General features: G+C 60.2%; 13 protein-coding genes. 5 read left to right on the forward strand and 8 right to left on the reverse strand.

What is annotated here, in order from left to right; translation table 11 throughout:
• Window positions 1-34: 34 nt before the first annotated feature.
• The 3 genes from FHX05_RS22115 to FHX05_RS22125 form a co-directional block, all read right to left on the reverse strand.
• Window positions 35-964, reverse strand: a complete 930-nt coding sequence (locus FHX05_RS22115) for a prephenate/arogenate dehydrogenase family protein (RefSeq protein WP_246699047.1) — start codon at window positions 962-964, stop codon at window positions 35-37.
• On the reverse strand, window positions 961-2,070 hold the full coding sequence (hisC, locus tag FHX05_RS22120; RefSeq protein ID WP_183874571.1) for a histidinol-phosphate transaminase: 1,110 nt from the start codon (window positions 2,068-2,070) through the stop codon (window positions 961-963). The genes FHX05_RS22115 and hisC overlap by 4 nt, the downstream gene beginning before the upstream one ends.
• 101 nt (window positions 2,071-2,171) lie before the next feature.
• A complete protein-coding gene (locus tag FHX05_RS22125; protein ID WP_112400544.1) occupies window positions 2,172-2,951 on the reverse strand; it encodes a class I SAM-dependent methyltransferase in 780 nt (259 codons plus the stop codon).
• 53 nt (window positions 2,952-3,004) lie between these two features.
• On the opposite strand from FHX05_RS22125, the gene gloB reads away from it, so the two are divergent.
• From gloB to FHX05_RS22140, 3 genes are all read left to right on the forward strand, one after another.
• The gene (gloB, locus tag FHX05_RS22130) at window positions 3,005-3,775 is read left to right on the forward strand and encodes a hydroxyacylglutathione hydrolase (protein ID WP_183874573.1); all 771 of its coding nucleotides are present in this window, start codon (window positions 3,005-3,007) and stop codon (window positions 3,773-3,775) included.
• Complete coding sequence (locus tag FHX05_RS22135; protein WP_112400543.1) at window positions 3,775-4,200, forward strand: cupin domain-containing protein; 426 nt, start codon at window positions 3,775-3,777, stop codon at window positions 4,198-4,200. Before gloB ends, FHX05_RS22135 begins: the two co-directional genes overlap by 1 nt.
• A gap of 135 nt (window positions 4,201-4,335) precedes the next feature.
• Window positions 4,336-5,493 (forward strand): alpha/beta hydrolase-fold protein, encoded by a 1,158-nt coding sequence (locus FHX05_RS22140; RefSeq protein ID WP_348648332.1) that lies wholly within the window; start codon window positions 4,336-4,338, stop codon window positions 5,491-5,493.
• Window positions 5,494-5,514: 21 nt separating this feature from the next.
• Here FHX05_RS22140 and FHX05_RS22145 read toward each other — a convergent pair whose 3' ends face one another.
• Window positions 5,515-6,414, reverse strand: coding sequence for an EamA family transporter (locus FHX05_RS22145; RefSeq protein ID WP_183714838.1), 900 nt, complete (start codon window positions 6,412-6,414; stop codon window positions 5,515-5,517).
• Window positions 6,415-6,552: 138 nt separating this feature from the next.
• The gene (locus tag FHX05_RS22150; RefSeq protein WP_112607725.1) at window positions 6,553-7,329 is read right to left on the reverse strand and encodes a DUF3108 domain-containing protein; all 777 of its coding nucleotides are present in this window, start codon (window positions 7,327-7,329) and stop codon (window positions 6,553-6,555) included.
• Between the two features lie 237 nt (window positions 7,330-7,566).
• Here FHX05_RS22150 and rpmB point away from each other — a divergent pair, with 237 nt between their 5' ends.
• Together rpmB and FHX05_RS22160 are read left to right on the forward strand one after the other, a co-directional pair.
• Complete coding sequence (gene rpmB / locus FHX05_RS22155) at window positions 7,567-7,866, forward strand: 50S ribosomal protein L28 (RefSeq protein ID WP_004107717.1); 300 nt, start codon at window positions 7,567-7,569, stop codon at window positions 7,864-7,866.
• A gap of 117 nt (window positions 7,867-7,983) precedes the next feature.
• Window positions 7,984-8,619 carry a queuosine precursor transporter gene (locus FHX05_RS22160; protein ID WP_112607727.1) on the forward strand — a complete coding sequence of 212 codons (636 nt, stop codon included), beginning with the start codon at window positions 7,984-7,986 and terminating at the stop codon, window positions 8,617-8,619.
• A gap of 97 nt (window positions 8,620-8,716) precedes the next feature.
• Here the strand turns inward: FHX05_RS22160 and FHX05_RS22165 are convergent, their stop codons facing one another.
• From FHX05_RS22165 to cobS, 3 genes are all read right to left on the reverse strand, one after another.
• Window positions 8,717-9,721 (reverse strand): esterase-like activity of phytase family protein, encoded by a 1,005-nt coding sequence (locus FHX05_RS22165; RefSeq protein ID WP_246699048.1) that lies wholly within the window; start codon window positions 9,719-9,721, stop codon window positions 8,717-8,719.
• A gap of 104 nt (window positions 9,722-9,825) precedes the next feature.
• Complete coding sequence (gene cobT, locus FHX05_RS22170; protein ID WP_183874577.1) at window positions 9,826-11,727, reverse strand: cobaltochelatase subunit CobT; 1,902 nt, start codon at window positions 11,725-11,727, stop codon at window positions 9,826-9,828.
• 119 nt (window positions 11,728-11,846) lie between these two features.
• Window positions 11,847-12,836: a cobaltochelatase subunit CobS gene (gene cobS / locus FHX05_RS22175; protein ID WP_183874579.1), complete on the reverse strand. Its 990-nt coding sequence runs from the start codon at window positions 12,834-12,836 to the stop codon at window positions 11,847-11,849.
• Window positions 12,837-13,127: the final 291 nt, after the last annotated feature.

Genomic DNA, 13,127 nt, shown 5'->3' on the forward strand with positions numbered 1-13,127 from the left:
CCTTCTCCCCGAGGGGGAGAAGGCGGAAGAGTAGCTATTCCTTCGCATCCAGCGCATGACGGCCGAAATCCGGCACGTCGACATCCTGGCCGGCTTCGACGATCGAGCGACGAATGGCGCGGGTGCGGGTAAACAGTTCGAAGATCTTGTCGCCGTCACCCCAGCGGATCGCACGTTGCAGCGATGCCAGATCCTCGGAAAAGCGCGACAGCATCTCCAGAATGGCATCGCGATTGTGCAGGCAGACATCGCGCCACATGGTCGGATCGGATGCGGCAAGGCGGGTGAAGTCACGGAAACCGGATGCCGAATATTTGATGACTTCCGATTCGGTCACCGTCTCCAGATCATCAGCGGTGCCGACGATGTTGTAGGCGATGAGATGCGGCAGATGCGAGACAATGGCCAGCACCTTGTCGTGATGCTCCGGATCCATCTCGTCGACACGGGAACCGAGTGTTTCCCAGAAGGTGCGAAGCGTCTTGATCGCGGCCTCGTCGGTGCCCGGAACGGGGGTAAAGATGCACCAGCGTCCCTTGAACAGCCCCGGGAAACCTGCATCCGGACCGGATTTCTCCGTGCCTGCCAACGGATGGCCCGGAATGAAATGCACGTTGGGCGGCATATGCGGCTGCATCTGTGCGATGACCGATGCCTTGGTGGAGCCGACATCGGTGATGATGGCGCCTGGCTTCAGATGCGCAGCGATTTCCTTGGCGACGCTCTCCGAAGCGCCCACAGGCACGGAAACTATGACGAGATCGGCGTCTTTCACGGCTTCGGCCGAGGACGGCGTATAGCGGTCGCCGAGCTTCAGCTCTTCGGCACGCTTCAGCGTCTCGGCACTGCGTGTCGAGATCACCACTTCCTTGGCCAGGCCGAGGCGCTTGAGATCATGGGCGATGGAGGAGCCGATCAGGCCGATGCCGATCAGGGCGATGCGGTCGAACTGGATGTTGCTCATGCCTTGCGTCCCATAAATTCGGCCAGAGCGTCGATGACGCCGAGATTGGCCTCTTCGGTGCCGATGCTCAAGCGCAGCGAATTCGGGAAGCCGTAGGCGCGAACCGCACGCAGGATATAGCCGCGGCTCGTCAGGAAATCATCGGCCTCGGCAGCGCGCTTGCCGTCGCTGTCAGGGAAATGGATCAGGACGAAATTCGCAACCGACGGCGTCACCTTGAGGCCGAGAGCCTCGAGCGCAGCCGTCATCTTCTCGATCCAGAGCGTGTTATGCGCGACCGCCTTTTCCGTGAAAGCCTGATCGCGAATGGCAGCGGCTCCTGCAGCAATGGCCGCGCTGTTCAGGTTGAACGGAGCGCGCACGCGGTTGATCGCATCGACGATATCGACCGGGGCATACATCCAGCCGATACGAAGGGCTGCCAGGCCGTAGACCTTGGAGAAGGTACGCGTCATGACGACATTCTGGTTTGCCGAAACGAGCTCAAGGCCAGCCTCGTAGTCGTTGCGGCGGACATATTCGGCATAGGCAGCGTCGAGGATGAGAATGACGTGCTTGGGCAGGCTCGCCTGCAGGCGGCGGATCTCGCTGACTGGCACGTATGTTCCAGTGGGATTGGCCGGATTGGCAATGAAAACCATTTTGGTCTTCTCCGTGACCGCCGCGAGGATCGCGTCGACATCGACGGTGCAATCCTTCTCCCTGACCGTAACCGGTGTCGCGCCGGCGGCCATGATCTGGATCTTGTAGACCAGGAAGCCGTGCTCGGTAATGATGCCTTCGTCACTGGTGCCGAGATAGGTGTGGCAGAGCAGCCCGAGCAGCTCGTCGGAGCCGGCGCCGCAAAGGATATTGGCCACATTCAGCCCATGCACATCGGCGATCGCCTGGCGGAGTTCCTTGGCCTGCCCGTCCGGATAGCGCTCGAGATTGCCGGCAGCGCCGCGGAAGGCCTCGATGGCCTTGGGGCTGGCGCCAAGCGGCGTCTCGTTCGAGGAGAGCTTGAACACGCGCGCAACGCCCGGTGCATGCTCCTTGCCCGGCACATAGGCGGCTATATCGAGAATGCCGGGACGCGGGACGGGCTTGCTCATTTCCATGCTCATGGGATCGACCTTGGGAAAGACCGGAAAATTCCGGTTTGTGACACCCCGTCGCATTAATGCGGATTGACAAATTTGTCGAGTGTGACGCTGCGGCGAAAGCGTCACGGAGCATCGCGCGTCGTCGGTATGCCGCGCGGTGCAAGCACCGGCACGAAGACGCGGCGCGAGGCGCGAACGGCAACAGGCAGGCCCTGATAAAGCCGCTTCTGCGCCTCGACGATGATGACCCCGGAAAAAGCCGGCCATAGGGTTCGGCCGATCCGCTCGAAGGCGCGGCGCAGCCGCAGCACCGTACGCAGCTTCGAAGGCGGGAAGAACAGCGCCTCCGCGGTCGCACCGGGGGTGAAATTGGTTTCGCGCAGAAGCGAGGTGAGCTGGCCGCGCGAATAGGGCCGGCCGGAGCCGAAGGGCGTATGTTCCATGCGCGCCCACACGCCGGTGCGGTTTGGCACGACGATGACAAGCCGCCCGCCGGGCGCCAGAACGCGCCAGAGTTCCTTGAGCGTCTCGCGCGGGCTTTCGGCGAATTCCAGCGAATGCACCATCAGCACGCGGTCGATCGAACTGTCGGGCAGCGGCAGTTCTTCATCGAAGACCAGGGCCGTCGCCGAGGCCGAGCCCATCGGCCAGTTCACCGCGCCCTGACCGGCCGGCATGAAGGCGAAGGTGCGCTCGGTGTCGGCACGAAAGCGGTCGAGATAAGGCACCGCATAGCCAAGGCCGACAAGCCTCTCCTCCGGCATGCGGGCCCAGATGGAGGACAGCGCCATGGCAATCGACTGCTCCGCCAAGCGACCGAGCTCGGAATGATAAAACTGGCGGAGATCGACGATATCGGTATGCATCGAAACAAATGTTATCAGCCGAACGTTGGACTTCAAGGCCGAACGGCTTACATTCTCTACTCACGGAAAAGATGAGGACGATTTCGATCATGAAACCATTGGAATTAGAGATTTTTGTCTGCCGTTCCGACAATTACGGCGTCTTGGTCCATGATCCCGAAACCGGATCGACGGCATCGATCGACGCTCCGGAGGCGGATGCCATCCTGAAGGCGGCCGATCGTCGCGGCTGGACGATCAGCCATATCCTGACCACGCATCATCACACCGATCATGTCGAGGGCAATCTGGCGCTGAAGGAACAGTTCGGCTTGGAGATCATCGGCCCGATCAACGAGGCCGTCGCCATTCCGGGCCTCGATCGGGCCGTCGCTGATGGAGATACGTTTGAATTTGCCGGCCATACGGTCAATGTCATCGAAACGCCCGGCCATACCGCCGGACACGTTTGCTATCACTTTGCCGACGACAAGCTGCTCTTTGCCGCCGATACCCTGTTTGCGCTCGGTTGCGGCCGCCTGTTCGAGCGCACACCAGCCGACATGTGGGCCTCGCTGCAGAAGCTTGCCGTGCTGCCGGACGAAACAGCCGTCTATTTCGGCCATGAATATACGCTCTCCAACGCGCGCTTCGCTCTGACCATCGATCCCGACAACGAGCGGCTGAAGGCACGCGCCGCAGATATCGAAGCCCTGCGGGCGGAAGGCAAGTTCACCATCCCGACGACACTGGCGCTGGAGAAGGAAACGAACCCGTTCCTGCGCGCTGCCGATCCCGCGATCCGCCGCAACCTGCTGATGGAAAGCCGCAGCAACGACGAGGTCTTTGCCGAGATCCGCAAGCGCAAGGATAATTTCTGATGCAGGCAAAGGAGATCATCGAAACGCTCTCCATGCAGCGGCATCCGGAAGGCGGCTGGTACGTGCAGACCTTTCGCGACGAAAACGGCGGCGCCCGCGGCCATTCCACGGCGATCTACTATCTGCTCGAAACCGGCGAACGCTCGCACTGGCATCGGGTGCACGATGCCGCCGAAGTCTGGCACTACTATGCCGGTGCCCCGCTTGCCCTACATCGCTCCGCCGACGGCAAGACCAGCGAAACCCTCATGCTGGGCCTCGACCTGGCAAAGGGCGAGCGCCCGCAGGCGATCATTCCAGCCAACTGGTGGCAATCAGCCGAAAGCCTCGGGCAATTCACGCTTGTCGGATGTACGGTGGCACCCGGCTTCGAATTTTCGAGCTTCGAGATGGCACCGCCGGACTGGAAGCCAGCCTTAGACTGAACCTCTTTTTACCTTTCATCGACATCAAGCAGGGTGCGGCCAGACAGCGCGCAGCGATGGTCTTGAAAAAGCTGTGCGCTGTCTCAGCTTTACACGGGGAGAGTGAAAATTGATTCATCTGGAGGAGGTTTTTTCGTGCGTTTGTTGTTTCCTTTGCTCGTCATGGCAGGCTCTGTCATGAGCGCCCCTGTCTTTGCTCTTGATGCACCGGCCTCGCCGCCGGCCAGCCAGCCCCTGAAAAACTTCGTGACCTCGGTCGAGCAGGATGGCTCGATCACCTTCCGCCTTTATGCTCCGGCTGCAAAAGCGGTTTCCGTCACCTTGGGCTCGCGCGATCCCATCACCATGCAGCGCGACGACGACGGCACCTGGAGTGCGAAGACGGAGGTGCTCAAGCCGAATCTCTACGAATATTACTTCAACATTGACGGTTTCCGCAGCATCGATCCCGGCACCAATGCGCCCAAGCCGCAGCGACAGGTCAATACCAGCCTGATCCTGGTGCCCGGCAGCATTCTCGATATCCGCAATGTGCCCCACGGCGATCTGCGGCTGGTGACCTTACATTCCAAGGCGCTCGATTCGGAACGGCAAATGTATGTCTATACACCGCCCGGCTACACCGATTCCTCCAAGCCGCTGCCCGTGCTCTACCTCTATCACGGTTTCGGCGATACTGTGGGATCTTGGGTCCTCCAGGGCCGCGCACCGCAGATCCTCGACAACCTCCTTGCTGACAAGAAGATCGAGCCGATGATCGTCGTCATCCCGGATACGGAAACCGACGTGCCGAACGCGATCGCCGAAAACTTCCCCGCCGCCGATCGCCGCGCGAATTTCTATCCGGCGAACGCCGAGGCAGCCGATCGCGAGCTGACCGAAGACCTTATACCGTACATGAAGAAGCACTACCGGGTGAAAAACGAGGCTGACGGCCGAGCCGTGGCCGGCTTGTCTCAGGGCGGCTATCAGGCTCTCGTATCCGGCCTTTCACATCTGGATACCTTCGGCTGGGTCGCAACCTTCAGCGGCGTCAGCACCACGACCGTCCCAAACAAGACCGTCGAGGCCGTGCTGAACGAGCCGGAAAAGATCAACAAGGCCTTGCACAACTTCACGGTGACGGTTGGAAGCAAGGACCAGGTCGTCGGCAAGGATGTCGCGGGCTTGAAGGCGACGCTCGACGACAAGAAGATCAAGCACGAATACCACGAATATCCGGATCTCCAGCATGAAATGGATGTCTGGCGGTCGTCGCTCGTGGCCTTCCTGCAAGAAGTCTTCAAGAAATAAATGGCAGAGGGGACGGCGGAGCTACTCCGCCGCTTCCGCCTGCGTTCGCGCCGTATCGTCCCGGCGCAGGATCATGCGATGGGCGGCCAACACCGCGCCTCCAGTCACGAGCAGGCAGGCAAGCGCTATGCCCCAACTAGGCTCGGCAAAACCGAACAGCGTCAAGATCAGCGTCGAGAGCAACGGTGCGGCGTAGCTCGCCGCGCCGAGGATCTGGATATCGCCGTTCTTGACGCCGTAATCCCAGGCATAGAAGGCGGCTCCGACCGGAAAAAGGCCAAGACCGAGGACCGCGATCCACTGGGCCATATTCTCCGGCCAGATGGTTTCCTCCAGCCCCAGATGACAAAAGAAGGAGAGGATCGAGGTCGCGAGGCAAAATATCGTGACCACATCGGTGGAAACAGCCTCGAAACGACGCGTTATCAAGGAATAGCCGGACCAGGTGAAGGCGCAAAGGAACGCCGCGCCATAGCCGACGGCATAGGCGCCTTCGAAATGAAAGCCATTGCGGCCGACGATCAGAACCGTGCCCGCAAGCCCCATCAGCGCACCGACAATATGATACCAACGCAGCCGCTCTCCCGGCAGCAGCGCCGAGCCGACGACGATCAGCAATGGCCAGAGATAGGCGATCAGGCCCGCTTCCACCGCAGGCGCATGGCGCAATGCCGTAAAATAGAGGAAATGATAGCCGAACAGGCCGGCAATGCCTGTGGCCCAGACCTTGGCGGGCTGGCGCAGCAGCTGCAGCCGTTCGGGCCTCAGCAGAAGAACGATGATGCCCGGAATGCTGCCGATCGCAAAACAGACGGCAAGCAGCTGGAAGGGTGGCATCTTCCCGGAAGCGACGGTCAAAAGCGCCAGAAACGACCACATCAAAATGGCTGAAAAGCCTGTCAGCGTCGCGCGAAATTTCATCTCTGTCCCCAGCCCCTTGCCGCGGACGCCCCAGCCCGCTCAAGCAATTCGACGAAAATGCATAGCAATTTTCCACTGAAAATTGCGTAGAAATAACTATGGGAATCGTCAAGATTTTCCGTGAAGCAATTGCCCGGTCTAGCTGCCGTACTTTACGGCCGTGATCGTCACCGTCCCGTATTGCGTCGGAATACGGACGTAGACAGGAGCGTAGACATTCATGGTATCCGCCTTGGCGAACCAGATTTCCATATTGTCGCTCTTGGCGAGGTAGAGATAATCCTTGCGCGTGCTCTTATAGCCGCCCTTCGGCGTGAAGCGCACGCCGCAGGCGATGGTCTTGCCCTTGAAACCTTCCGTCGAAAAGGGGTGCGATCCCTTCGGCGACAGCTTCAGATCCATCCGCATCTCGCCGTCGAAGACGGCCAGCGTCTGATTGCAGAGGTTAAGGCTGGGCGAAATCGGAAAGATCATACCCGATATCGGGTCGAGCACGGATTTCAGGTCGCTTTCCGTGACCGGAACCCAGGTGTCCGGCCGTTTCGGCTCGGGCGTGATCGTGTTCGACGTCACGTTGCCGTTGGTATAGGCGACATCATAGGTGCGCTCTTTCTTCCCGCTCTTGTAGAAGAGCGTGTAATGCGTCGCCTGCAGCTTGCTGTCATTGACGACGCCGGTCACATCGGTTTTCGCATCGATCGAGGTGACGAGATCTGCAAGGCCTGCCGAGGTGATGTCGCCGCGAATGGTGAACTGCTTGCCGGTGACCTCGGTTTTGAAATCCGCCCTGGCGATCGGCAGGCCGGCCAACGAAACGCGATAGCGCGTTTCATGCCGCAGCACATCGGCCAATGCCATGGAGGGCATCGACGCAACGATCGCTGAAATGAGAAGCCACTTCCGAATTTGAACCATGATCAAGGCCTTCAACGAGGATCAGGCAAGTTATATAGTTGCTTTGCTCGCCTGCTGCGAGCGTCAGACAACAGCAGCTTTTTGACGGAATTGCGGGAAAACACAAGGTTTGGCTTGACGCGGCCAGCCTCTCTGACTATAGAACCGCAACTTTCCAATTATGGCCTGTTGGATTGCACGTCGGGTTTTGCCCGACATGTCTATTCGATGGCCGAGAAAAACAAAAGTAGGTGTACCATGTCCCGCATGTGCGAATTGACCGGCAAGGCCGTCCTCGTGGGCAACAACGTTAGCCACGCCAACAACAAGACCAAGCGTCGGTTCCTGCCGAACCTCTGCCAGGTCACGCTGATCTCCGACGTTCTCGGCCAGCGCTACCGTCTGCGCGTTTCCGCTGCAGCGCTGCGTTCGGTCGAGCATCGCGGTGGTCTGGACGCTTTCCTTATCAAGGCTAGCGAAAACGAACTCAGCATGCGCGCTCGCCTGCTGCGTCGCCAGATCGTCAAGAAGTCCGCTGAAGCTGCCGTTGCTGCCTAAGCAGCACTAGCACTTCGCGATTTCATACCGGCTGAGAGGCTTGCACGGATCATGTCCGGACAAGCCTTTTTCCATGTCCGGTTTCTTTCAACTGGTGGCATCTCCCAGGATAAAAAAATGCTGACGATACGTCATACCCTTATCTACGTTCTGCTAATGACGCTGGTCGTCGTCGCTTCCAACATCCTCGTGCAGTATCCGCTGCAGGTGACGCTCGCCGGCATCAATCTCGCGGATATCCTCACCTGGGGAGCCTTCACCTATCCGGTCGCCTTCCTCATTACCGATCTGACCAACCGCCAGTTCGGCCCGAAGGCCGCGCGCAAGGTCGTCTTTGCGGGCTTCGTCGTTGGTGTCGCCCTGTCGTTTTACACGGCACAGCCACGCATCGCGATCGCCTCCGGATCGGCCTATCTCGCCGGCCAGCTGCTCGATATCTCGGTCTTCAACCGCCTGCGCCGCCTGGCCTGGTGGCGCGCGCCGCTGTTCGGCTCACTTATCGGCTCGATGCTGGACACGCTGATCTTCTTCTCCTTCGCCTTCGCGCCCTTCTTCGTCTTCTTCGGGCCGAACGATCCCTTCGCGATCGAATGGGCGCCGATCCTTGGCGCGTTCTACACCTCGGCACCGCGCTGGATTTCCTGGGCGATCGGCGATTTCTCGGTCAAGGTCACCGTCGGCCTCGTCATGCTGCTGCCCTACGGCGCGCTGATGAACATGTTGAAGCCGATGCCGCAGGCTCCGACGGCTTGACGGCCAAAGGATCCGCCGCGCGACCCCATGTGACGCGCGGCACCATTTCCTGACAAAGAAGGATGGCAGCGGCCGAGAATCAGACCGCTCGCCACTCTCAATTCTGGCTGACGATATTGTCGTCATGCAGCTTGAACTCCAGCATCAGGCTGCGCTGCAGAATGGAATGATTGTCATCCGAGACCATGACGAGGTGCAGGGAGCCGTCGGCTGCGCGGAAGACATCCAGGCCCTCCATATTGTCGATCTGTTCTCCAGGCCCTGCCTCGAAGATCGCCTCGCCATCTACGACCGCACCTGGCTTGATATTCGCGCCGGCGATGCGGCGGATACGCACGCCGAGACCATGGATCAGCTCGAAGCGCCGCTCCAGCAGCAATAGATCTCCATCGGGCAGAAAGACGCCGTCGCTGACATTGAAGTCGCCATGGCGCCGGACGGTGAAGCGGCCATTCAACGGCCCGTCCAGAATTGCGGCGAGCAGATTCCCTTGATCGTCCAGGCTGTCTTCGGCAACGATCACCGCACTGCCGGCAAGCGGGCTCGACTGAGGCGCGATCATCAGCGCCTCGAGGCTGCGATTGGAACGCAGCTCCGATCTCGGGATGGGAATGGGCATTGTGCCATCGGGCGGCGAAATTTCGAAACCCGGATCGGGATAGGCATCGACACGGTGGTATTGTTCATAGCTGACGAGGACGTGATTGCCGCGCAGCGCCAAGCCTTCGGCATCCATATCTCCTTTGCCGGCATCTGTGCCGCCATGGCGGTCGATCATCGGCGTGATGCGCGCATCGCTGATACCCTTCAGCCGGCCCTCCTGGTCGCGCTCAATGGCGCCGGTCAGCCAATGGCCGGTATCCAGCACTGAAATGAAATGGCGTTGATCGGGACGGAAGCGAATAGCGGAGATGGCGCCGAGCAGCACATTGTCCGAGCTGAGTTCAAGGCCACCGACAAATTCCAGCGCGCCGAACCGTGTTTCATTCGAACCGGAGTTAAAGGTGGAAATCACGGTCGCGCGGATATCTGCCGGACCACCTTTCTCGCCATTATCGCCGGAGCTGCAGCCGGCAAGCAGCGTTGCAAAAACTCCTGCCAACAGGACCGTCTTCTGCCGGCGCAGATCAAGGCCAAAGGAAACAGTCCCTTCCGTCAGAAAAGGCACCGGCCGCAAGGCCGATGCCAAGAGAAGCCTGAGCGGGCTCAGCTGGCGCGGCGCATGCGCGAGCGCGGCATGCTCGTCTGATCTTCGAACAGCGAGGCAAGCTGCTCCGTCATAGCGCCAGCAAGCTCGTCGGCATCGACAATGGTGACAGCGCGGCGATAGTAGCGCGTGACGTCATGGCCGATACCGATGGCCAGCAGTTCCACCGGCGAACGCGTCTCGATCTGGTCGATGACGGCGCGCAAATGCCGCTCCAGATAATTGCCGGGATTGACCGACAGCGTGGAATCATCAACCGGCGCACCGTCCGAGATCATCATTAGGATACGGCGCTGTTCGCGGCGACCGAGCAGGCGGTTATGCGCCCAGATCAGCGCCTCGCCGTCGATATTCTCCTTGAGCAGGCCTTCGCGCATCATCAGGCCAAGATTGCTGCGAGACCGTCTATAGGGCTCGTCGGCAGACTTGTAGATGATGTGGCGCAGGTCGTTCAGACGACCGGGCGTCTGCGGCTTGCCACTGGCGAGCCACTTCTCGCGTGCCTGGCCGCCCTTCCACGCCTTGGTGGTGAAGCCGAGGATCTCGACCTTAACGCCGCATCGCTCGAGCGTGCGGGCAAGGATATCGGCGCAGGAGGCGGCAACCGTGATCGGTCGTCCACGCATCGAGCCGGAATTGTCGATCAGCAGCGTCACGACCGTATCGCGGAACTGCGTATCGCGCTCCATCTTGAAGGACAGCGCCTGCGTCGGGTCGATGATCAGGCGTGGCAGGCGGGCCGGATCAAGATAGCCCTCTTCCAGATCGAAGTCCCAGGAGCGGTTCTGCTGCGCCATGAGGCGACGCTGCAGACGGTTGGCGAGCCGGCCAACGGCGCCCTGCAGATGCGCAAGCTGCTTGTCGAGGAAAGCACGCAAACGCTCAAGCTCGGCCACATCGCACAATTCCTGTGCGGTCGTGGTCTCGTCGAACTCCTCCGTATAGACGTGATAGTCGACCTTCTCGTTGAAATCGGCGAAGGGCGTGTTCGGACGGCGGGTTTCGCCCGGCGTTTCCGAATCTTCCTCGCCTTCTTCGCTCATGTCATCGTCGGAAATCTCGCCGCCGTCTTCGGTCGCGCCGTCTTCCATCTGCTCGTCGGAAGCTTCGCTGTCCTCAGCCGGCGCGGCATCAGAGCCTTCGTCTTCCTTGACGTCGTCGTTATCCTGGTCTTCGCCGTTCGGCTTGTCTTCTTCGCTCGGCTGCTCTTCGCTGTCGGGCTCGGATTGCTCGTCGCCATATTCCTCGGCCATTTCCATGGCCGTCAGAATGTTGCGGACGACACGGGCAAAGCTTTGCTGGTCGTTGATCGACGACAACAGGTTCTCGAGCTGACCGCCGGTCTTTTCCTCGATAAAGGGGCGCCATAGGTCGAGCACCTTGCCGGCGCTTTCCGGCGGCTTCTGACCGGTCAGCTTCTCGCGCACAATCATCGCCATGGCCTCACCGATCGGCGCATCCTCGCGCCGTTCGATGCCGGAAAAATTCGCCTTGGCGTATTTTTCCGTATTCATGGAATTGAGGTTGGCGGCAACGCCGCTCATGCGCAGCGAGCCGATCGATTCGACACGGGCCTGCTCGACAGCATCGAAGATGCTGCGTGCATCGGCACCTTGGGGCGACATCACGGCGTGGACACGGGCATCATGACAGGCAAGCCGCAGGGCCATCGAATCACCGAGGCCGCGTGTAACCGCCAGCTCATGCGCCGTCGGCCGTTTTGAAAGTTCCGGCAGGCGAATGCGCTCGCCGGTCATTCCCGGGCGTTCGTTGGCAAAGGCCACCTCGACCTCGGCATCGCCGGCGATCGAGCGGACACAGCCGGTGATCGCCCGGCGCAACGGCTCCATGTCCACCGGTGCACCCGGCTTCGCTTTGGAATTATCTCCGCGACCTGACATGATGTATCGGCTTTTCCCTAAAGCAATTCCAGGAAAAATGCATAGCAGTTTTCTATCCGGAATTGCGTCAAAACAAAAAGATAGAACGTTTTCGCGATTCGAAGAAAAGCGAAAATGTTCTAGGCTTCGAGCACGATGTTGGCAGCACTTTCCTTCAGCTCGACACCGAAGGCGCGCTGATAGTGCTCGGCGACCAGCGGCCGCTCCAGCTCGTCACACTTGTTGAGGAAGGTGACGCGGAAGGCAAAGGCGACGTCGCCGAAGATTTCCGCATTCTCGGCCCAGGTGATGACGGTACGCGGGCTCATGACGGTCGACAGATCGCCGTTCATGAAAGCCGCACGCGTCAGGTCGGCAACGCGAACCATCTTGGAGACGGTGTCGCGGCCCTTGTCGTTGCGGAAGGACTTCACCTTCGCCAGCACGATATCGACTTCGTTGCTGTGCGGCAGGTAGTTCAGCGTCGTCACGATCGACCAGCGGTCCATCTGTGCCTGGTTGATCTGCTGCGTGCCGTGATAGAGGCCAGTCGTGTCGCCGAGACCGATGGTGTTGGCCGTTGCGAACAGGCGGAAGGCCGGGTGAGGACGGATGACGCGGCTCTGGTCGAGCAGCGTCAGGCGTCCCGACGATTCCAGCACGCGCTGAATGACGAACATCACGTCGGGCCGGCCGGCATCATATTCGTCGAAGACGAGCGCGACATTGTGCTGATAGGCCCAAGGCAGGATGCCGTCCTTGAATTCGGTGACCTGCAGGCCATCCTTGACGACGATGGCATCCTTGCCGACGAGGTCGATACGGCTGACATGGCTGTCGAGGTTGATACGCACGCACGGCCAGTTGAGGCGCGCAGCGACCTGCTCGATGTGGGAGGACTTGCCGGTACCGTGATAGCCCGAGATCATCACGCGGCGGTTATGAGCAAAGCCCGCGAGAATGGCGAGCGTGGTCTCGCGGTCGAAGAGGTAGTCCGTATCCAGATCGGGTACGTAGGCGCCACCCTGGCTGTAGGCCGGAACGCGGATGTCGGAATCAATGCCGAAGACTTCACGGACCGAAACGGTGGTATCGGGGATCTCGGAAATATCAAGGTCAATCTTGCTCATCATGTCTCCAGGGCGGGTGGCTCTCACCCTGCCATATCAAACTCAGCCGATTTTTCCGAAACGCCGCAGCTTGTTGCCCGCATCCGTTCGGTCTGAACAGCGGCGATACTTCTCCGGGACTAAAGCAAAATCTCGGCGCGATATATGATCGCTTGCGAGCATCCTTGAACAGAGTCCCCGGACAAGAAACGCCGCGTCCGGAAGTTGACCGAGGTGCAGCCAGCCAAATGCGCACCCTACCGCGGTTGCCCGCAGCTTCAGCCGATTTGGACCATACCTGATTGAAGGCGG

It is taken from the genome of Rhizobium sp. BK491, assembly GCF_014194925.1.
In the GTDB taxonomy this organism is placed as follows: domain Bacteria; phylum Pseudomonadota; class Alphaproteobacteria; order Rhizobiales; family Rhizobiaceae; genus Rhizobium.